Below are 19,979 nucleotides of genomic sequence, written 5' to 3'. Positions count from 1 at the left end.
CTCGCTTGATCGAAGATCATCATGCACAGAAACTCATACGGGGAAAGGGCCGTGGGGCTTTGTTCACCTTTTACGGTCGAACGGCGAGACTGGTGGCCCGATGCCAACAGGGCATCGCTGTCGTCGGCGCGTTCGTCATCACCGCGGGGTTGTTGAACCTCGTTCCGCCGAGCGGTGCGAACGCCGCTCCTAAAGACCCGAAACCGGTCGAGATGAAGCGGGTTCCGCTGGGTCCGGCCAAATCTGCGAAAAAGGTCACGGCGACGAAGCCGTACGCGAGACACGATCCGGCCGTGGCCGCCGAACTGCCCGGTGCCTCGACGTCGACGGTCACCCTGTCCCGGACCGGTCGCCAGCGGGCCGGGAAGTCACCGGTCTCCCTCAGCCGTCCCGGCCGCGGCACGGCACCCGGTCAGGTCCAGGTCCGCACCGTCGACCAGACGACCGCACGGGCGGCCGGGGTCACCGGCATGCTGTTCACGCTGCAAGCCTCGGGCACCGTCGACGTCTCCGTCGACGAGAGCACGTTCCGTAACGCGTACGGCGGCGGTTTCGCCTCTCGGCTCAAGCTGGTGCGGCTGCCGGAGTGCGCGGTCACGACCCCGTCGCTGGCGGCGTGCCAGACCCAGACCCCGCTGTCCGGGGCGTCCCTGTCCGCGACGGTGGCGCTGGCCGGCACGACGGTCCTGGCCGCGACGGCGGGGGAGTCCGGCGCCGAGGGCGACTACTCGGCGACCAGCCTGTCCCCGGGCGGCACCTGGTCCACCAGCGGCAACACCGGCGGCTTCACCTACAGCTACCCACTGACCCTGCCCCCGGCGATCGTGGGTGACGCGCCGGAGATCAGCCTGAACTACAACTCCAGCACACAGGACGCCCGAACCGCCGGAACCAACAACCAGTCCTCCTGGATCGGCGACGGCTGGACCGGGGCGGAGAGCTTCATCGAGCGCTCCTACAAGCCCTGCAAGGACGTCACCGGTTCGGGCGCCCCGGACGACAGCGGCGAGGTCTGCTGGGCCGGCCAGGTGCTGACCATGTCGTTGGACGGCAAGTCGACGCAGATCGTCTACGACGACGCCACCAAGACGTTCCGGCCCGCCGACGACAACGCGACCACCAAGATCGAGCGGTTGACCGGCGCGACCAACGGGTCGAAGAACGGCGAGCACTTCAAGGTCACCATGGACGGCACCGAGTTCTGGTTCGGCCTGAACCGGCTGCCCGGCTGGAGCGCCGACAAGGAGGAGACCCGGTCGGTCTTCACCATGCCGGTCTACAAGGCCACCGCGGGCGCCGCCGAATGCCCCACCGGCGCTTTCGCCGACACCGCCTGCAACCTGGGCTTCCGGTTCAACCTGGACTACACGGTGGACCGCAACGCCAACGCGGTGGCGTACTACTACACGCCGGAGATCGGCTACTACGGCGCCAACGGCAAGAACACCGCGGTCTCCTACGTCCGGGGTGGGCAGCTCAAGCGGATCGACTACGGCATGCGGTCCTCGGCGATCTACTCCGCCGCGGCCCCGGTGCGGGTCGAGTTCAACACTGCCGAGCGGTGCATCGCCGGTCGCCCGGCCGGCAACACCTGCGCCGACAGCCAGTTCACCGACTCCCACCCGGAGTACTGGCCGGACACCCCGGTCGACCTGAACTGTGTCAGCGGCAAGGACTGCACCAACCACGGCGCGAGCTTCTGGTCCCGCAAGCGGCTGTCCTCGATCGTCACCAAGGTCCAGGTGGGCGGGGAGACGAAGCTGGTCGACCGCTACGACCTGACCCAGACCTTCCCGGACGGCGGCGACCACGCCCCGACGCTCTGGCTGGAATCGATCAAACGAACCGGCCTGAACCGACTCGGCGGAGCAACCGCCGACGCCGACGGCGGAACCACCACGTTCCACCCCGTCCAGTTGCCGAACCGGGTAGGCACGGTTCCCGGTCTTCCCCGGATGTACCACAACCGGATCGTCTCGATGGAGTCGGAGACAGGTGCGCTGACCACCGTCGAGTACTCCACACCGGACTGCTCCAAGGCGCCGGCCAGCGACCTGAACGACGCTGACGACAGCGCCGCTCAGAAGTTCGCCTCCACCAACACCACCGGGTGCTTCCCCGTCTACTGGGCGCCCGACGGACAACCGCGCCCGCTGATCGACTGGTTCTACACCCACCCGGTCGTCAAGGTCAGCACCGTCGACCGGTACAACCGCTACCAGGACGGGAGCCAGCCCGGACTGGTGACCGAGTACGCGTACAAGGGAAATCCCGGCTGGCACTACGACGACAACGAACTCGTCAAAGCCGTGAATCGCACCTGGGGGCAGTTTCGCGGTTACCCGGAGGTGCAGACCCGAACCGGCGACACCAAGGTCTTCCACTGGGCCGACGGTGAGCAGGTCTACGACCGAAAGACCCTGACCACGTCGTACTACTTCCTCGGCATGAACGGCGACAAGCTTCCCGGCGGCGGCACCCGCAGTGTTCCGGTCCTGAAGAGCACCGACGGCACGATCACGGTGGCCGATGACAACCGGCTGGCCGGACGGGAGTTCGAGAAGGTCCGGTACACGGCCGACGGCGGCGGCATCGCCAGTGCCACGGTCTCCATCCCGACGTTGATCGGCCCGACCGCGTCCCGGGCCCGCACCGGGGTACCGGCGCTGACCTCGGACATGGTGCGCACCGCCCGGACGGTGAAGCGGGAGAAGGTCTCCTACGGCTGGCGTACCACCGAGAGCCGGAAGTTCTACGACACCGCCGGCATGGAGGTGCAGAGCGTCGACCGCGGTGAGGCAGGCGCCGCCGGCAACGTCACTACCTGTACCTTCACCCGCTACCTCAAGGGCACGGTCGACACGCTCGTCCTGCCGGCTCAGGTCATCACGACCGATCAGGACTGTGCCGCCGCGGGCGCCGCCCCGGCCGGCAATCTGGTCTCCGACGTCCGGACCTGGTACGACAGCAACCCGTTCGCCTACGAGGGTGACGGTCAGGCGAACCCGGCCCGGCCGTCGCGGGGCCTGATCACCCTGCGGCAGGAGGCATCGGCCTCGACCGGTTCGACCGCGACCGCGTACGTGGACACGAACGCCTCCACGTACGACGAGTACGGCCGTGTCATCACCCAGACGCGGACCCCGAAGTCGAAGGCCCTGGACGGGACCACCAGCCTGGCGCAGACCGTGCACACCAGGTTCACTCCGACCACGGTCACCACGGTCACCCAGATCACGCCCGGCGCGGCATGCGCCACGGCCACCGCCTCGACCAGGGACTGCCAGGTCAGCCTGGTCATCCTCGACCAGGCCCGACGGCTCACCCTCACGGAGGTGGACGCGGCCGGGGCCACCACCTCGATGGCCTACGACGCGCTCGGCCGCCTGACCGCGGCCTGGCTCGCCAACAAGAACCGGACGGCCGGAGCCGAGCCGAACCTGACGCACGAGTACGCACTGTCGGCGACCGGACCGTCCGTGGTCACCTCCCGGCAGTTGCTGGACGCCACCGAACTGGGCGCTCCGCCGGCGTACAAGACCAGCAAGGTCCTGTACGACGCGATGCTCCGTGAACTCGAGCAGCAGGACACCGGTGAGAACGGCACCACCGTCGTCGACGACACCCAGTACGACTCGCACGGCCGTACCGTGATCACGAACAACGCCTACGCCGTCACCGGCGCGCCCCGGAACGAGCTGATCTCCGACCGGATCTCTCAGGTGACCATCCCGGCTTCCACCGTGACCTGGTACGACGGCCAGGGCCGAGCGACCCGGACCGCCGAGCAGCACAACGGCGCCGCGACGTTCAGCACCCGCACGGCGTACGAAGGGGACCGCACCACCGTCGTCCCGCCGAACGGTGGCGTCATCAACACGAAGGTCGTCGATGCCCTGGGCCGGCTCGCCGAGTTCCGCCAGTACACCGCCCCGCCGGTACTCGCCGGCGACCCTGTCGGCGGCTATACCGCAACCGGCGGAACCGCGGTGAGCACGAAGTACGGGTACAACGCCGCAGGCAAGCGGACCGGGGTGACCGGTGCTGACGGCGTCTCCTGGACCTGGACCTACGACCTGCGCGGCCGGGAGATCTCGCGGGTGGACCCGGACACCGGGACCAACTTCCAGAAGTTCGACGACGCGGGCAACCTGACCTCGACCAAGGACGCCCGTGGCATCGAACTGAACTTCACCTACGACCTGGCCGGCCGCAGACTCACCGCGGTCGACAAGGCCAAGAGCAACTTCAAGTACGCCTCCTGGGAGTACGACACCCTGCGGATCGGTGCTCTCACGTCATCCACCCGGCACGTGAACGGGGTGACCGGCGGCTACACGGTGGCCGTCACCGGGTACTCCACCCTGGGCAAGCCGCTCGGCCAGAAGGTCAGCCTGCCGTCCAGCGAAGCGCCGCTGCCGGTCGAGCACACCACGTCCTTCCGGTACACGCAGAACACCGAACAGCTCGCCTCGCAGGAGTATCCGGCGATCGGTGGCCTGCCCGGTGAGTTGATCAACTACGGTCGCAACCTGCTCGGGGCACCGACCCGGGTGTCCGGAATCGATCTGTACGTCTCCGGAGCCACCTACACCGACTTCGGGCAGCTGTCCCGGGTCACCATGGGCTCGTCCACCGACCAGGTGCAGGCGCTGTACTCCTTCGACGAGTACACGCTGCGGCTGACCGGGCGGACCGTGCACCGCAGCAAGGGCCTCGGCCCGCTGATCGACGACACCACCTTCACCTACGACGACGCGGGCAATCCGCTCTCGGTCACCGACAAGCAGTCCGAATCCGGCAACACGGTCACCGACGCCCAGTGCTTCCGGTACGACGGACTGAACCGGCTGGTCGAAGCCTGGACCGCGGCCGCGGCCTGTCCCGCCGCCACGGCCACCACGCCGGCCAGCGGAACCCTGGCCACCGGCCCGGCCGCCTACTGGCAGTCGTTCGGCTACGACGAGATCAGCAATCGCACCGAATTCACCGAGCACTCGGTCAACGGTGGGACCGACGCGGTCACCGGCTACACCGACGGTTGTACGGCCTCCTGTAACCGCACCGGGGCACAGCCGCACACGCTCACCGCGACGACCGGGGCGAATGCGTCGACGTTCACCTACGACGTCAACGGCAACATGCTGACCCGCACCTCCGCCTCGGGGAACGGGCAGACGCTGAAATGGGACGACGAAGGCCGTCTCGCCGAGGTCGTCGTCACCGGCTCGGGCGCGGGGACGACGAAGTACCTGTACGACGCCGACGGCAACCAGCTGATCCGGCGCGACCCCGGCAAAACCACCCTGTTCGTCGGAGACACCCAGATCGTCCTTGACACCGGTGTCACCCCGGCTGTGCTCAAAGGCGCCTCACGCACCTACTCGTTCGGTGGCAGCGGCCACGCCGTCGCCGTCCGGTCCACACTGCCCGGTGGTGGCACCCACTACCTGCTCAACGACACCCACGGCACCGGAACACTTGCCATCGACACCACCACCCAGCAGGTGTCCCGCCAGCAGATCAAGCCGTACGGCGAGGCGCGCGGCACCGTCAACACCGCGGCCTGGCCCGACCAGACCCGTGGTTACCTGGGCAAATCGAAGAGTGACAGCACCGGGTACTCGGATCTGGGAGCCCGCAAGTACGACCCGTCACTGGGCCGGTTCATCAGCGCCGACCCGCTCCTGGACGACGCCGACCCGAACCAGCTGGGCGGTTATACGTACGCGGGCAGCAACCCGATCCTGTCCAGCGACCCCAGCGGCAAACGTGTCGACGACGACATGAAGGTCGACGGGCGCGACTACTCCGGGAAACCGGCCGGCAGCACCGGCAACTCGCCGACCATCGGCGGCCCCCGCCAGCCGACCAGCTACACCGGCTGGACCCCGCCACCGTCGTTCAACATGCCGATCTCCCGGCCGAAGCCGCCGACGATCCCGCCCCGGCCGGTCTGCCTGTCCGGCGATGCCTTCGTCGCCGCGCCGCCGACCACCGGCGAGAAGATCGACGACGCTGCCAAGGCGGTCGCGGACGCCGCAGCGCCGTGCACGTTCGCGAAGTTCGCCGGTAACTACCTGCAACCCGGATGCGGTGGCTTCACGGATGCCGCCGGCGCCGCACCCAAGGGTGGCAAGGACTTCGGATCGGGCAACGTCACCAACACCGATCTGACGAAGAAGCTTCCCACCGCCGGGCAGCTCTACCTGATGGACCCGAAGTCGGTCGGGCACCGCATCCTCAAGAGCGGAGCCCTCAAGTGGCTCGGCAAGGCGGGCTTCGTCTTCGCCGCCCTAGGTGCAGTCGACACCTACTCCTCCGAACGGGAGAAGGGCTACTCGCGGACACAGGCCGGCTTCGCCGCCGGCGGGAACTTCGCGGGCGGCCTAGCCGGCGCCTACTACGGAGCCCAGGCCGGCGCGATCCTCGGATCGGCCTTTCCCGGAGTCGGCACGGTTGTCGGAGGTGTGGTCGGAGGTGTGGTCGGCGGCATTCTCGGCGCCGGCGCCGGACAACTGATCGTCGACGGCATCGGCGCGGGCTGGCGCAAGATGTTCGACTGACAGAACCAGAGCCGCACAACCAGCACCGTCAACGACGAGCGCCCCCGCCGATCACCGGCGGGGGCGCCCTCGTCTTCGCCCCTATCCGCCGATCACCGCGTCTGCCGCCGGGTGGGCGGACCACCAGCGGGCGTGATTGTGTTTGACGAGGTGACCGCCGAAGCGGGCCACCAGCAGGTAGTCGCCGTTGACCACCAGCGCCGCGTCCTCAGGCCCGGTCTCCAGAACCCGCCGGACGACGGCGATCATGTTGGCGGCGGCCTGCCCCGAGCGGACCGAACCGCCCAGACCGAAGGTGATCGCCACGAAGGGGCCCGGCTCCCACTCCAGGGGCTCACCGTCGGTGTCCGCGTCGACGTAGCCGTGCCGGGCGGACCGGAGGGTGACGTCGACCCCGAGCGTCCCGGAGAGGTTGGCGCCGAGAGCACGGCCGTCCCCCCACGACACCGCCTCCACCGGCAGCAGGGCGCGCTCCGCGATCTGAGCCGCGGTGAGGCCGGTGGCCAGGGTGAGCCGGTAATCAAGCGACATCCGCCTCGGTTCTCCTGCCCCACGGTTCCGTCAGGCGTCGATCACCGTGTTTGCTGCGGGATGGTGGTTCCACCAGGTGTTGCGGCGGTGTTTGAGCAGGGCTCCGGCGAATCGGGTGAGGAGCAGGACGTCGCCGTCGAGGAGCAGGACGGCGTCCTCGGGGCCGGTGTCCAGGAGGCGCCGGACGACGGTGAGCATGTCCGGCACGCTCTGTTCCGGCTCCGCGGACTTGTCCAGGTAGAACGTCAGCGACACATGGGCGTCGGGTTCGAACTCCCACATCCCGTCGTCCGATTCGGCGGAGACGTACCCGAACTCCCTGGTGAGCAGCGTGACGTCGAAACCGTGCGTGGCCCGGAGACCGGTGGAGTGGAGGACCGGGCCCGCTCCGGCCGGCCGCTCGGCGGGGTCGGGAAAGGCCCGCTCCGCGATCTGTTCAGCGGTGCCGTCGCCGATCAGGATCAGTTCGTACTCGAATGCCACTCTTCATGCTCTCAATCACTCGGCGGGGGCAGGTGGATCTGCACTGTCTCACCGTTCGGAAGCAGGGCCTTGACCTCTTTGAGGTTCTCGATCGGCCAGTCGTCGAACTGCCTCTGCAGGGCGGACAGATCCCCGCGCCAATGAACCAGGTCCACCACCACGCGCTGGGTCTGTTCCTTGACCACCTTGTCCTGGGTCTGCCACCAGACACCCCGGATCGGCTTGTCCGGTGTCGGGGAGTAGCAGTCGAACACCCGGCCCTCGATCAAGTAGTCCGGGTCCTTCGCCGGACTGCCAGCGTCGCCGGTGCTCAGCCGGGCCCGGGCGACCTCCTCCCCGCTCGGCCGTTGCTTGATCAGGTACCCCTGCTCGGCGAGCGCCGCAGCCGTAGCGTTCTCCCGCTCGGCCGACCGCCGGTTGTCACTGCGGTCCTCGGTGTCCCGCAACATCCCCGGGGTGATCTCGACCGGGCGGCCGTCGGGCCGGCCACCAGGAGTACCGGTCATCCGGGTGAAGCCGTCGTCGGTCCGGCCGCCGGCCGCCGCGGACGACCGGCCGGTGGCATTGCCGGCCCGTCCCTGGCGGGCGACCTCGGCCGCGGTCGTCTCGCTCGGTCTGACCGCGTCTGCGTGGCCGTGTGGGCGGGAGGAATGTGCGTCCCGGGGCTTGCCGGTCACCGGGTCAGCCGTTCAGGAGACGGGTCAGGTTGGTCAGGCTGGTGATCAGGGCGCTCACGTACGAGGCGATCCGCCCGGACCATTTGGCGACCGCTGACGCGATCTGGGCCGCCACCACCGGGATGGTGACCACCAGCAGGGCCTCGGCGGCCCACACGATCACCCGGGCCACCAGGTCGGCTATCAGGTCGCGGACCAGGTCCCGGGTGAAGGCGACCAGGTTGCCGGCAGCCTCGGTGGCCGACGCCATGGTGGTGGCCAGGACGCTCAGGCCTCCCATCGAGTCGACGTTGTGGGCCATCAGCCTCCGGTACGTGTCGGCGGCCGCGCCCTGCCAGTCGCTGACTCCGGTGGACAGGGCGGTGGCCAGGTCTCCGGACATGCCGGCCAGGTCCGCGGCGACGGTCTGCCAGGCGGCTGCATGGGCGATGACCAGGTCCGGCATGCCCGCGATCCGGTCGAGGATCTCGCGGAGCGGCTCGAAATGCTCCATCGCCCAGCCGAGGCCGCCCGCGAGCAGGGCACTGAACGGGTCGAGTACGGTGGCGACGGTCTCGGCGGCGAACGCGCCACCGGCCAGTGCCTGGTCGGCCCAGCTGCCGCTGTCGACCGCCTGGCGGACGCTCTGGAAACTGTCCGCCAGAGGGACGGCGTTGACCTCGGTCACCGTGCCCGCCGGACACGGTCCGCGGCAGCCGCGTCGCTGTCGGCGTAGTCCTGGGCGGTTCGGATCAGGGACTCCTCGGCCAGGCTCAGGTTTTCCTCGAGGTAGGCGTGGATCTCGGCCTGGGCCTCCCGGCGGGCGTCGAGGATTTCGGACATCCAACCGCACAGCAGGCCGTACGCCGCGTCGTTCCGGCCTATCGAGGCGCTCGCGGCGTGGACCGCGGCGAACCGGTCGCGGATGGTGGCGAGTCGGGCCGCGTGGGCCCGCAGCTGTGCCGGGTCGACGGTGAACGAGTCAGCCACGGTCATCGCAATCGTCCTCGTGGGTGGGATCCGGCGAAAACCGTCGAATCCTAGCAAGGTTCGTCGATGTCTGGAGTGACCGAACGGTGGTACACCGATCGAGGGAGACGGGGGCCACAGAAATCAGTAAAACCGCAGCTCAGGGTGGGTGCTAAGGGTGACCTAAGTCCGGTTTGGGGGGAATGTGGAGGGGGGTCGCATTGATCTAAACCTAGGTTGAGGTTTTATTGTCGCTCTGGCCTGTCGTCGATCAAGGCTGACGGATTCGAAGCGACGAGATTGGAAGCGACCATGAACCGCCCCCTGCGGGTTGCTGTCATCGGTGCCGGTCCGGCCGGTATCTACGCCGCTGACCACCTCATCAAAGCATCGGAGACGGTCACCGTCGACATCTTCGACAAGCTGCCCACACCCTACGGCCTGATCCGGTACGGGGTGGCGCCCGACCACCCCCGGATCAAGGAGATCGTCAAGGCTCTGTTCCGGATCCTGGACAACCCGCGCATCCGGTTCATCGGCAACGTCTCCTACGGTGAGGACGTCAAGCCGGAGGAGCTGAGCCGCTTCTACGACGCCACGGTGATCTCCACCGGCGCCGAGAAGGACCGCTCGCTCGACATCCCGGGCATCGACCTGCAGGGCAGCTTCGGCGGCGCCGACTTCGCCTCGTGGTTCAACGGCCACCCGGACGTGCCGCGCGACTGGCCGCTGGAGGCCAAGGAGGTCGCCGTCATCGGCGCCGGCAACGTCGCCGTCGACGTGGCCCGCATCCTCGCCAAGACCGCCGACGAGCTGCTGGTCACCGAGATCCCGGACAACGTCTACCAGGCCCTGAAGAAGAGCCCGGTCACTGACGTGCTCGTCTTCTCCCGCCGCGGCCCGGGGCAGGTCAAGTTCACCCCGCAGGAGCTGCGTGAGCTGGACCACTCGCCGAACGTCGAGGTGATCGTCCACCCCGAGGGCATCGAGTTCGACGAGGCCAGCCTCCAGGCGATGCGGGACACCCGGCACATCAAGATGTGTGTCGACATCCTGCAGAACTGGGCCGTGCGCGACCCGCGGGACCGCCCGCGCCGCCTGCACCTGTACTTCCTGCAGGCCCCGGTCGAGGTGCTCGGTGAGGACGGCAAGGTCGTCGGCCTGCGCACCGAGACGCAGGAGCTGACCGGTGACGGCTGGGTGCGCGGCACCGGCGAGTTCACCGACTGGGACGTGCAGGCCGTCTACCGGGCCGTCGGCTACCTCAGCTCGGCGCTGCCGGACCTGCCGTTCGACACCAGGACCGGCACCATCCCGCACGCCGGCGGCCGGGTCATGGACCTGGACGGCGAGCACATCCCCGGCATGTACGTGGCCGGCTGGATCAAGCGTGGCCCGGTCGGCCTGATCGGCCACACCAAGGGCTGCTCGGGCGAGACCGTCGCCAGCCTGATCGAGGACCAGACCACCGAGCGGCTGCCGCTCGCGCCCGAGGGTGACGACCAGAACGCCCCGGTCGCCTACCTGGAGCAGCGTGGCCTGCCGATCACCACGTGGGCCGGCTGGCAGCTGCTGGACGCGTTCGAGATCGCGCTCGGCGAGCCGCACGGCCGCAACCGGGTCAAGGTCGTCGACCGCGACGAGATGACCCGCATCTCCCGCGGCTGATCAAGCGCGTAAAAAATGGCCGGGGCATGATGCCCCGGCCATTTTCACGACATCAGACCTGGAAACCGCGGTGCCGGCGGAACAGCTTGCGCGCCATGAAGACCGTCTGGGCCACGGTGGCGATGTAGAGGATCGGCCAGCCCAGCGACAGGATCGCCGACTGGATCTCGACGCTCTGCTGGGTCCACGCGTAGGTCGAGGCGGCGACGATGGCCAGCAGGACGACCAGGGGCATGACGTACGCCGAGCCCTTGCCCTTCTCCGCGTTGGCCTGTGCCGCCCAGTTGTCCTGGTCGCTCTTGGCGAAGAACTGCGCCCAGGCCGAGACGAAGTGCCCCATCCGGACCCACATGTACATCTCGGCGGGCAGGGCCAGGGCGGCGTACAGCAGGTCGGAGGCGCTCTTGTCCTTCATCGCCAGCGCGAGCCGCAGGTTGAGCAGTGCCGCGACCGCCGGGGGGATCAGCCAGATCGGGTTGAAGACGAACGCCCCGATCGACAGCGACGCCACCAGCAGCAGCAGGAAGCCCAGTCGCGAGCCGATGTTGAACGCCATCGAGATGTTCTCGTACCAGCGCAGCCGCAGGTTGGGGTGCAGCGGCTGACCTTTGTTGTCACCGCGCTGGCCGGGCCAGAACAGGTCGATCGCGCCGAAGTTCCACTTCACCTGCTGACCGTGCAGCGCCCGCAGGTTCGTCATCGGGCCGACGTAGGCACGAGCGGACGCGCTGATCTTCGTACTGAAGCCGGCGTCCTTGATCTGCAACGACAGCTTGCTGTCCTCGACCTCGCTGTCGCGCACCCACGGCGCCTGCTGGTGGTGGCGGACCATCACCATCTCCAGCGCGCGCACGTTGAACAGGCTGCACTGGCCGCCGAGCACCGCCATGTTGCGCCCGCGCAGCAGGTTGTCCATGTTGAACGCGCCGAACTGCGCGCGCTGGCCGGCGATCAGGAACCGGGCCATCAGCCCCCGGAAGCGGCTCTTGTCGATGCTGTAGATGGCGCTCAGCCCGCCGATCCGCGGGTCGTCGGTCATCTCCAGCTCGAGCCGCTCCACCACGTCCCGGGCGAGCGTGGTGTCGCCGTCCACACCGAGGATGTAGTCGTAGCCCCGGGACAGGAAGTAGCCGTAGTTGAGTGCGCCGACCTTCTTGTCCGGGTTGACGCCCATGTCGTGGACGTGCACCTCGGTGACGAACTTCGAGCCTTTCACCGTACGGGTGTGTCTGCCCTCGTAGGTCCGGGCGATCTCCGGGGTGTCGTCGTCGGTGTTGTTGATGATGACGTGGATGACGTCCGGCAGCCGGGTCTGGGCGAGCAGGCTCTTCAGGACGTCGCCGATCGTGTCCTGCTCGTTGTAGCAGGGGATGATGCAGCTGATCGTGGCGTGCCGGGGCCCGCCGGACGAGGCCGCGATCTCGCCGGAGACGGTCTCGACCGCCTCCAGTTCGTGCAGCTTGGGAACGGACGGCAGGGCCAGCGGCCCGGCCTTGGCGCTACGCGGCAGCAGGATCTGGCGATCGCCGGCGCGGCGTAGCCCGGGAACGGTCTCGGTCATTCGGTGGCACCGTCCTTGACCAGCGGCAGGGTGAGAGTGTCCAGAGCGGTCGAGCGGTAGTACGTGCCGGCCTTCGGCGCGGTCTCCACCAGGAGATCCATCCGGACGGTCAGCGTCAGCGCGGAGGCGCCGGCGGTCGCGGCCGGCAGGGTCACCACCGTGTTGTACGGGTACGGCGGGGTGACGTCGAACTTCCCGTTGTCGGTCCGGACGTCGGTCCGTTTCGTGCCGTCGTCCTGCAGCACCTGAACGGTGGTGGCCGTGATGCGATGGGTGCTGTCGGTGTCCTCGATGTGGGCCGCGATGTTGAGGGTCTTGTCCGACGCGGCGGTGTAGAGCTTCGCGTTGTCGGAGGTCCAGTAGGTGAGGGTGACCGTGAAGGTGCCCTGCTTGACCTTGTGGACGACCGAGCCGGTGTCCAGAGGTCCACTCACCCGGGCGGCGGCGCTGCTGCTCGCGGAGACCGACACCGATGGGGACGGCTCGGCGGTGGGCTCGGTCGTTGAACTCTTGCCGAGCAGCGGTTTGCTGCTGCTGGTCAGCTCCTGGAAGCTGGCGCAGCCGGTGAGGCTGCCACACAGCGCGGCGGCCACCAGGCCGACGGCCGCACTTCGGGGGAGTCGCACGGGTACCCCTTTGCTGGGGGTGGGGGACAGGGGTCGGAGCTTCAGGTCGGCATCGCGGAGCCACGGTTGAGGGGTTGGGAGATGGTTGTCTAAGAAGTGGATAAGAGCGCGGTCCTTTTGCCGGATCTTGTGGTGAAAAGGAGGAATTCGCGTCCCGGAAACGGCCAGACTTCTCATGGGCAATTCCTAGGAATCGCTTCTAAGTTCGATGGATGAAGACTGTGGCGGTCATGCCGTGATGACGGTGCTCCGCCCGGACGGATCCGAGACGCCGGAGCCCGTTCCGGAGGAGCCGAAGAGACGGTTCAACACCACGTGGAACACACCTGAGCTGCGGCGGAGGGTGTTCATCGGCGCCGTCGTGATCTGGGCCGTGGCCATCACGGCAGTGGTGGCCGTACGCGGCGGGGGTGACGAACAGACGCCCGCCGTGGCCGCCCCGGCGCCCTCGCCCTCGGCATCGGACGCGCCGCTCACCGTCGCCGAGGTGTACCAGACGCTCACCCCGTCGGTCGTCCTGATCCAGACCACCGGCCACGATTCGCAGGACCGTCTGGAAGCGGGCACCGGCACCGGTGTGATCGCCAACGCCGACGGCACCATCCTCACCGCGAACCACGTCATCGACGGTGCCGAGTCGATCCGCCTGGTCTACGCCGACGGAACCCGGTCCACGGCCGAGGTCGCCAGCGCCGATCCGGCCCAGGACATCGCCACCCTCACTCCGGCACAACTGCCGGAGACCCTGGTCCCGGCGGTGCTCGGTGGTGGCGCCGCGGTCGGCGACGACGTGGTGGCGATCGGCAACCCGCTCGGGCTGACCTTCAGCACCACCAGCGGCGTCGTCTCCGGGCTGGAACGCGACAGCGGCGACATCGAGGGCCTGATCCAGTTCGACGCGGCGGTCAACCCGGGCAACTCCGGCGGCCCGCTGATCAACGACCGCGGCCAGGTCATCGGTATCGTCATCGCGCTCGCCAACCCGAGCGGCGCGGGCACCTTCATCGGCATCGGCTTCGCCGTCCCGATCGGCGCGGCCCTGGGCGGCGGCGAGGGCGAAGGCCAGTCCCCGCCACTGTGAGAAACCACGATATGAGGACGGATCAATGAGCTGGACCGACGCCCCGCCCGCCTCCGCCGGCCCGATCGAGAAGGTGCTGTACGAGGTCAAGAAGACCATCGTCGGCCAGGACGTCCTGCTCGAGCGCCTGATCGTGGCGCTGCTGGCCCGCGGCCACATCCTGGTCGAGGGCGTGCCCGGCCTGGCCAAGACCCTGGCGGTGAAATCGCTGGCCGAGGCGATCGGCGGGGACTTCCACCGGGTGCAGTTCACCCCCGACCTGGTGCCCGCGGACATCGTCGGCACCCGCGTCTACAACCAGCAGAGCGGTGAGTTCCAGGTCCAGCTCGGCCCGGTCTTCACCAACCTGCTGCTGGCCGACGAGATCAACCGGGCGCCGGCCAAGGTGCAGAGCGCACTGCTGGAGACCATGCAGGAGCGGCAGGTCACCATCGGCCGGGAGACGCACAAGCTGCCGACCCCGTTCCTGGTGATGGCGACCCAGAACCCGATCGAGAACGAGGGCGTCTATCCGCTGCCCGAGGCCCAGGTCGACCGGTTCATGATGAAGGTCGTCGTCGGTTACCCGACGGTGACCGAGGAGTTCGTGGTCGTCGAGCGGGCCCTGGCCCGGACCGCCGCGATCCAGCGGATCATCGACCCGGACACGCTGGCCGGCCTCCAGGAGGAGGTGGACCGGGTCTACGTCGACCCCTCCCTGATCGAGTACGCGGTGAACCTCGCGCACGCGACCCGCGACCCGTCCCGGGTGGGCCTGACCGACCTGGCGAAGTACGTCACCTTCGGCGCCAGCCCCCGCTCGTCGATCAGCATGGTGCTGGCCGGCCGGGCCCTCGCGTTCATCCGCGGCCGGGAATACGTAGTGCCCGAGGACCTCGCCGACCTGGCGATGGACGTGCTGCGGCACCGGATCGTGCTCTCCTACGAGGCGCTCTCCGACGAGGTCACCCCGGATCTGATCATCGCGAAGATCCTGGCGAACCTGACGTTCCCGGAACCCGCCGGCCGGGCCCGCTAGATGGCGACCGCCCCCGACCGGTTGCTACGGCGCCTGGAGTGGAAACTCGGGCGCCGTCTCGACGGGCGCCTGCAGGGCTCCTACCGGACCGTGTGGCACGGCTCCGGGTTCGACTTCACCGATCTGCGGGTCTATACGCCGGAGGACGACGTCCGGCACATCGACTGGAACGTGACGGCGCGCTTGGACGAGCCGTTCGTCAGGCAGTACACCGAGGACCGGGAGATGACCGCCTGGCTGGTCGTCGACCGGTCGGCGTCGATGCGCTTCGGTGGCGGCTCCGGAAAGGAGTCGACGGCCGCTGAGCTGGCGGTCAGCATCGCCCGGCTGATCTCCCAGGGCGGCAACCGGGTGGGGGCGATCCTCTACGACAACGCCGGTCATCGGCTCATCCCGCCGCGGACCGGGCGGGATCAGATTCTGCGCATCGCGCGGGATCTGACGGCGGACATCGTCCCGAAAAAGTCGGACAAGACGACGGACCTGACGGCGATGCTGCGATTCGCCGCGACCACCACGTCGCGCCGGCGGAGCCTCGTCTTCGTCATGTCCGACTTCATCGGCGACCCCGGCTGGGACCGCCCCCTCGCCCAGCTCACCCACCGGCACGAGGTAGTGGTCATCCGGGTCGTCGACCCGTCCGAACTGGAACTGCCCGACCTCGGCCTGGTCCTGGTCGAGGACGCCGAGACCGGCGAACAGCTCCTCGTCGACACCAGCGACCCGCTGCTGCGCGCCCGGCTCACCGAGCAGGTCGGCGCCCGCGAGGACGAGCTGGCCGCCGGCATGCGCAAGGCCGGTGTCGACGCCCACCGGATCACCACCGACCAGGACATGATGGCCACCCTGGTCGACATGGTCCGCCGTTCCGGACGGAGACGCCGGTGACCTTCCTCCACCCGGCCCTGATCGCCGTCGCGGTGCTGGCCGGCGCGGCCGCCGTGGCCGGTTACGTGGCCCTGCAGAAACGCCGGTCTGCGGCATTGTCAGCCGCGGGCTTCGCCGGCGCCGGCGGTGGGGGCGTGCGCAAGCACCTGCCGTACGCGCTGATCCTCGCCGCTCTTCCGGTCATGCTGATCGGCCTGGCCCGGCCGCAGGCGGAGGTCGCCGTGCCCCGCGTCGCCGGGACGGTGCTGCTCGCCTTCGACATCTCCAACAGCATGTCCGCCGACGACGTCGCGCCCAGCCGGATCGCCGCCGCGCAGGAGGCCGCCAAGGCGTTCGTCGAGGACCAGCCGGACACCGTCGACGTCGGCGTGATCGTCTTCGGTGACCAGGCGCTGCTCACCCAGGCGCCCACCGACGACCACGCCGCCGCCACCGCGGCCATCGGCCGGGTCACGCCCGGCGGCGGCACCTCGCTCGGGCAGGCCATCCTGGTCGCGCTCGGCACCATCACCGGCAAGCCGGTCAGCCTCCCGTCCGAGGAGTCCGGCGCCGCCGCCGCACCCCAGGACCTCGGCTACTGGCCGTCGGCGACGATCGTGGTCTTCTCCGACGGCGAGGAGACCGGCGGGCCCGACGTGGCGGCCGCCGCCGAACTCGCCGCCGCCGCCGGGGTGCGGATCCAGACCGTCGGTGTCGGCACCGCCAAGGGCGCGACCGTCGAGGTGGACGGTTTCCAGCTGGGCACCCGGCTCGACGAGAGCCTGCTGACCTCGGTCGCGCAGGTAACCGGTGGGGCGTACCAGCAGGCCGGGGACGCCGACGCGCTGGTGAACAGCACCAAGGCGATCGACCTGCGGCTGACCACCGAGAAGGAACCCCTCGAACTGACCGCCCCGTTCGCGGCCGCGGCACTCCTGCTCCTGACGCTCGGCGGGCTGCTGGGCACCCGGTGGAACGGAAGGATCGTCTGATGTCGCTGAGCTGGCCGTGGGCCCTGCTCGCGCTGCTGACCGTACCGCTGCTGCTCCTGGCCCGCTGGTTGCTGAACCGGCGGCGCAAACGGACCGCGGTGACGGTGTCCAGTGTCGCGCTGATCCGTGCCGCGCTGCCCGGGCGGACCGCCTGGCGCCGCCGGGTTCCGGTCTGGCTCTTCCTGGCCGGGCTGCTCGCCCTCGCCGGTGGGGTGGCCCGCCCGCAGGCGTCGCTGCAGGTGCCGTCCAACGACACCACGATCCTGCTGGCCATCGACGTGTCCGGCTCGATGTGCAACATCGACATCGCACCGAACCGGCTGGCCGTCGCCACCGACGCGGCCCGCGAGTTCGTCGAGGCGCAGGAGGGGGACACCCGGATCGGGCTGGTCGCCTTCTCCGGCATCGCCGGCCTGCTGGTCCCGCCGACCGCCGAGAAGGCGCCGCTGCTGGAGGCGATCGAAGGACTCAAGACCGCCCGCGGTACGGCCATCGGCCAGGCGATCCTCACCTCCATCGACGCGATCGCCGAGATCAACCCCGAGGTGTCCGGCACCGGCGTCGAACTGACCGCGCCCGCGGCCGGCGGCACCCCCGTCGACTACGAGCCGGACACCATCGTCGTCCTCACCGACGGCTCCAACACCACGGGCGTCGACCCGGTCACCGCCGCCGAACAGGCCGCGGCCCGGCGACTGCGGGTCTACACCATCGGGTTCGGTACCACCGACCCGCAGCAGATGGTCTGCACCCCCGACCAGGTCGGTGGTGACTCCTTCGGCGGCGGCCGGGGCAACGGTTTCGGCGGCGGTGGTTTCGGTGGCGGCGGTGGCGGCCGGGGTGGCAACCGGGAGATCGACGAGGAGGCGCTCACCCAGGTCGCCGATCTGACCGGTGGCCGCTACTTCAAGGCCGAGGACGCCCAGCAGCTCACCGACGTGCTCGGCGACCTGCCCAGCGAGTTCGGCCTGACCCGGCAGAACGTCGAGGTCAGCGTCTGGTTCCTGGCGCTCGGCGCGATGCTGGTCACCGCCGGGGTGACGCTGTCGCTGTGGTGGAACCGGGGCCCGGCTCCGCGGAAGGCGCCGAGCTGAGCCGCTGGTGGCGCTGGGCCGCCATCCGGACCGGGGCGTTCGGTTCACCGAAACGGTCGTAACCGCCGCGGCGTTCGACGATCTCGAAGAAGACCCGGCCGCCGATGACCCGGGTGTAGAGGTGCAGCAGCTCGCCGCCCCCGGCATCCCGGTCGTAGAGGATGCCGTGCTCCTTCAGCGTCGCCACCAGGGCGTCCGGGAGCGCGAACCGGGCGGCGAGATCGTCGTAGTAGTTGGCCGGGACCGGCAGCGCGGGCAAGGCCAGCGCTTTCGCGGTGGCGACGATGTCGGCGGTGGTGAAGGCGATGTGCTGCGGATCGGCCACCGCGGGCGCCCACTCGCCGCGGCGCAGCAGCGACACGGTCAGCGCCACCCGCACGTGCCGGGCCGGGTCGGCGACCGCCCGGGACCGCATCAGCCCGAACGGGGCCGCGTACTCCTCGGCGGCGAGATGCTCCAGCCCGAGAACCGAGTGATAGAAGAGCCCGGCCTCGTCGAAGTGGTCGAACGGCTGAGCCAGCCCGAGATGGTCGACACGCAGCAAGCCGGCGCCGGGCGTGTCGCTCCGCGTTCCCGAACCGCCTGCCGCGCCGCCCTCTCCCGCGCCCGCCGCCGTGCCGGTGGGCAGGAAGTCCGCGCGCCACGGGTTTGCCGGATCGGTCACGAAGATCTGGGTGCCGTCCGGGGCCGTGATCGCGGCCAGTTCCGCCTCGCCCGGCTCGCGGACGTTGGGGTGCGCGGGGGCCAGGAGAGCACCGGCCCGGGCGAGGGCCATCGCGGGATCGTCCGAGGTCACCGCGAAAGCGCTGATGGCGGCGGGGCCGGGAGCGGTCACCGCGCTGTTCAGGATGACCCGGCAGGAGTTCTGCTCCCAGAGTTCCACCGGCTTGGTCCGGTGTTGGCCGGTGTGGGCGAAACCGAGGCCACGCAGGACGGTCCGGAGTTCCGGCCCGGAGCGGCCGTCGACGGCGAACTCGGTGAAGGCGTGCCCGGCGAGGTGCGGCGCGGGAGGAAGGGAACGAAGGGCGGGGCTGCTCCCGGCGTACGGCGCAATCGGCAGTTGATCTTCTAGGGCGACCAGGGACCGCATGGCGTCGATCGCGGTGCGGGTGGGGTCGGCCTGGCGGAAGACGTCGTTGAAGACCTCCAGGGACAGCGGGCCGGCGTAGCCCGCGGCCAGCACCGAGCGGACGAAGCCGGGCAGGTCGAAGGCGCCCTGGCCGGGGAAGAGGCGGTGGTGGCGGCTCCACTGCAGGACGTCCATCCGCAGGTGGGGCGCGTCCGCGAGCTGCAGGAAGAAGATCTTGCCGGGGGTGATGCCGGCGATCCCGTCGGGGCTCACCTCGCGGGAGAGGACGTGGAACGAGTCCAGGCACAGGCCCAGTGCGGGGTGGTCGGCTCGGCGGACGATCTCCCACGAGCGGTCCCAGGTGGATACGTGCCGGCCCCAGGCCAGGGCCTCGTAGGCGATCCGCATCCCGTTGTCGGCCGCCCGGTCGGCCAGTTGGGACAACTGGGACGCGATGTGGTCGTTGTCGTCCGCCGCGTCCTCAGCCACCGAGGAGCACACGAGCACGGTGTCGATGCCGAGGGCGGACATCAGGTCGAACTTCCGCTCCGCTCTTTCGAGGTTTTTCGTGAAATGTCCCGAATCAGTGCTGTCCAGGTCGCGGAACGGCTGGTACAGATCGATGCTCAGGCCCAGATCGGCGCACCGGGATCGCACCTCGGCCGGCGACCACGGTGACACCACGAGATCGTTCTCGAACAGTTCGATCCCGTCGAACCCGGCTGCCGCGGCGGCCGACAGCTTGTCGCCGAGGGTGCCCGAGACGCAGACGGTGGCGATCGACCGGCGCATGGCGGC

The 19,979-nt window shown here is 69.3% G+C and carries 15 protein-coding genes; 7 read left to right on the top strand and 8 right to left on the bottom strand.

Features of this window, described 5'->3' with window-relative positions; all coding sequences use genetic code 11:
- Nucleotides 1–293: 293 nt before the first annotated feature.
- Entirely contained in the window at nucleotides 294–6,566 is a 6,273-nt protein-coding gene (locus Aco03nite_RS16700) for an RHS repeat domain-containing protein (RefSeq protein WP_203796254.1), read from the top strand.
- An 81-nt stretch (nucleotides 6,567–6,647) separates the two neighbouring features.
- On the opposite strand, the gene Aco03nite_RS16695 is transcribed toward Aco03nite_RS16700, so the two are convergent.
- The 5 genes from Aco03nite_RS16695 to Aco03nite_RS16675 all read right to left on the bottom strand — a co-directional run bounded on the left by Aco03nite_RS16695 (nucleotide 6,648) and on the right by Aco03nite_RS16675 (nucleotide 9,232).
- Complete coding sequence (locus tag Aco03nite_RS16695; protein WP_203796252.1) at nucleotides 6,648–7,097, bottom strand: SitI3 family protein; 450 nt, start codon at nucleotides 7,095–7,097, stop codon at nucleotides 6,648–6,650.
- A gap of 30 nt (nucleotides 7,098–7,127) precedes the next feature.
- A complete protein-coding gene (locus Aco03nite_RS16690; RefSeq protein ID WP_203796251.1) occupies nucleotides 7,128–7,580 on the bottom strand; it encodes a SitI3 family protein in 453 nt (150 codons plus the stop codon).
- A gap of 11 nt (nucleotides 7,581–7,591) precedes the next feature.
- Nucleotides 7,592–8,029 (bottom strand): CdiA C-terminal domain-containing protein, encoded by a 438-nt coding sequence (locus Aco03nite_RS16685; RefSeq protein WP_203796463.1) that lies wholly within the window; start codon nucleotides 8,027–8,029, stop codon nucleotides 7,592–7,594.
- Between the two features lie 232 nt (nucleotides 8,030–8,261).
- The gene (locus Aco03nite_RS16680; RefSeq protein ID WP_203796249.1) at nucleotides 8,262–8,924 is read right to left on the bottom strand and encodes a WXG100 family type VII secretion target; all 663 of its coding nucleotides are present in this window, start codon (nucleotides 8,922–8,924) and stop codon (nucleotides 8,262–8,264) included.
- Complete coding sequence (locus tag Aco03nite_RS16675; protein ID WP_203796247.1) at nucleotides 8,921–9,232, bottom strand: type VII secretion target; 312 nt, start codon at nucleotides 9,230–9,232, stop codon at nucleotides 8,921–8,923. The genes Aco03nite_RS16680 and Aco03nite_RS16675 overlap by 4 nt, the downstream gene beginning before the upstream one ends.
- Nucleotides 9,233–9,517: 285 nt before the next feature.
- On the opposite strand from Aco03nite_RS16675, the gene Aco03nite_RS16670 reads away from it, so the two are divergent.
- Entirely contained in the window at nucleotides 9,518–10,873 is a 1,356-nt protein-coding gene (locus Aco03nite_RS16670) for an FAD-dependent oxidoreductase (RefSeq protein ID WP_203796245.1), read from the top strand.
- A gap of 52 nt (nucleotides 10,874–10,925) precedes the next feature.
- On the opposite strand, the gene Aco03nite_RS16665 is transcribed toward Aco03nite_RS16670, so the two are convergent.
- Together Aco03nite_RS16665 and Aco03nite_RS16660 are read right to left on the bottom strand one after the other, a co-directional pair.
- A complete protein-coding gene (locus tag Aco03nite_RS16665; protein WP_203796243.1) occupies nucleotides 10,926–12,434 on the bottom strand; it encodes a glycosyltransferase family 2 protein in 1,509 nt (502 codons plus the stop codon).
- On the bottom strand, nucleotides 12,431–13,060 hold the full coding sequence (locus tag Aco03nite_RS16660; RefSeq protein WP_239145214.1) for a hypothetical protein: 630 nt from the start codon (nucleotides 13,058–13,060) through the stop codon (nucleotides 12,431–12,433). Before Aco03nite_RS16660 ends, Aco03nite_RS16665 begins: the two co-directional genes overlap by 4 nt.
- Nucleotides 13,061–13,268: 208 nt before the next feature.
- On the opposite strand from Aco03nite_RS16660, the gene Aco03nite_RS16655 reads away from it, so the two are divergent.
- The 5 genes from Aco03nite_RS16655 to Aco03nite_RS16635 are packed head-to-tail and all read left to right on the top strand — an operon-like array spanning nucleotide 13,269 to nucleotide 18,112.
- Nucleotides 13,269–14,141 (top strand): S1C family serine protease, encoded by an 873-nt coding sequence (locus tag Aco03nite_RS16655; protein WP_239145213.1) that lies wholly within the window; start codon nucleotides 13,269–13,271, stop codon nucleotides 14,139–14,141.
- Between the two features lie 25 nt (nucleotides 14,142–14,166).
- Nucleotides 14,167–15,159 carry an AAA family ATPase gene (locus Aco03nite_RS16650; protein ID WP_203796240.1) on the top strand — a complete coding sequence of 331 codons (993 nt, stop codon included), beginning with the start codon at nucleotides 14,167–14,169 and terminating at the stop codon, nucleotides 15,157–15,159.
- Entirely contained in the window at nucleotides 15,160–16,047 is an 888-nt protein-coding gene (locus Aco03nite_RS16645) for a DUF58 domain-containing protein (RefSeq protein ID WP_203796238.1), read from the top strand.
- Nucleotides 16,044–17,018: a vWA domain-containing protein gene (locus tag Aco03nite_RS16640; protein ID WP_203796236.1), complete on the top strand. Its 975-nt coding sequence runs from the start codon at nucleotides 16,044–16,046 to the stop codon at nucleotides 17,016–17,018. Before Aco03nite_RS16645 ends, Aco03nite_RS16640 begins: the two co-directional genes overlap by 4 nt.
- Nucleotides 17,018–18,112, top strand: coding sequence for a VWA domain-containing protein (locus tag Aco03nite_RS16635; protein ID WP_203796234.1), 1,095 nt, complete (start codon nucleotides 17,018–17,020; stop codon nucleotides 18,110–18,112). The genes Aco03nite_RS16640 and Aco03nite_RS16635 overlap by 1 nt, the downstream gene beginning before the upstream one ends.
- On the opposite strand, the gene Aco03nite_RS16630 is transcribed toward Aco03nite_RS16635, so the two are convergent.
- On the bottom strand, nucleotides 18,045–19,973 hold the full coding sequence (locus Aco03nite_RS16630) for a bifunctional sugar phosphate isomerase/epimerase/4-hydroxyphenylpyruvate dioxygenase family protein (RefSeq protein ID WP_203796232.1): 1,929 nt from the start codon (nucleotides 19,971–19,973) through the stop codon (nucleotides 18,045–18,047). The genes Aco03nite_RS16635 and Aco03nite_RS16630 overlap by 68 nt on opposite strands.
- Nucleotides 19,974–19,979 lie beyond the last annotated feature (6 nt).

Origin of the sequence: Actinoplanes couchii (assembly GCF_016862075.1) — a bacterium.
GTDB lineage: Bacteria > Actinomycetota > Actinomycetes > Mycobacteriales > Micromonosporaceae > Actinoplanes > Actinoplanes couchii.
The sequence above is the reverse complement of the archived record's forward strand: the minus strand, read 5'-3'. Positions and strand labels throughout refer to the sequence as shown.

What these genes read in the sequence shown, in the direction of transcription:
- Aco03nite_RS16685 (WP_203796463.1), bottom strand. Translation starts at nt 8,029, where the DNA reads ATGTTGCGGGACACCGAGGACCGCAGTGACAACCGGCGGTCGGCCGAG.
- Aco03nite_RS16650 (WP_203796240.1), top strand. Translation starts at nt 14,167, where the DNA reads ATGAGCTGGACCGACGCCCCGCCCGCCTCCGCCGGCCCGATCGAGAAG.
- Aco03nite_RS16665 (WP_203796243.1), bottom strand. Translation starts at nt 12,434, where the DNA reads ATGACCGAGACCGTTCCCGGGCTACGCCGCGCCGGCGATCGCCAGATC.
- Aco03nite_RS16675 (WP_203796247.1), bottom strand. Translation starts at nt 9,232, where the DNA reads ATGACCGTGGCTGACTCGTTCACCGTCGACCCGGCACAGCTGCGGGCC.
- Aco03nite_RS16695 (WP_203796252.1), bottom strand. Translation starts at nt 7,097, where the DNA reads ATGTCGCTTGATTACCGGCTCACCCTGGCCACCGGCCTCACCGCGGCT.
- Aco03nite_RS16630 (WP_203796232.1), bottom strand. Translation starts at nt 19,973, where the DNA reads ATGCGCCGGTCGATCGCCACCGTCTGCGTCTCGGGCACCCTCGGCGAC.
- Aco03nite_RS16645 (WP_203796238.1), top strand. Translation starts at nt 15,160, where the DNA reads ATGGCGACCGCCCCCGACCGGTTGCTACGGCGCCTGGAGTGGAAACTC.
- Aco03nite_RS16670 (WP_203796245.1), top strand. Translation starts at nt 9,518, where the DNA reads ATGAACCGCCCCCTGCGGGTTGCTGTCATCGGTGCCGGTCCGGCCGGT.
- Aco03nite_RS16655 (WP_239145213.1), top strand. Translation starts at nt 13,269, where the DNA reads ATGGATGAAGACTGTGGCGGTCATGCCGTGATGACGGTGCTCCGCCCG.
- Aco03nite_RS16635 (WP_203796234.1), top strand. Translation starts at nt 17,018, where the DNA reads ATGTCGCTGAGCTGGCCGTGGGCCCTGCTCGCGCTGCTGACCGTACCG.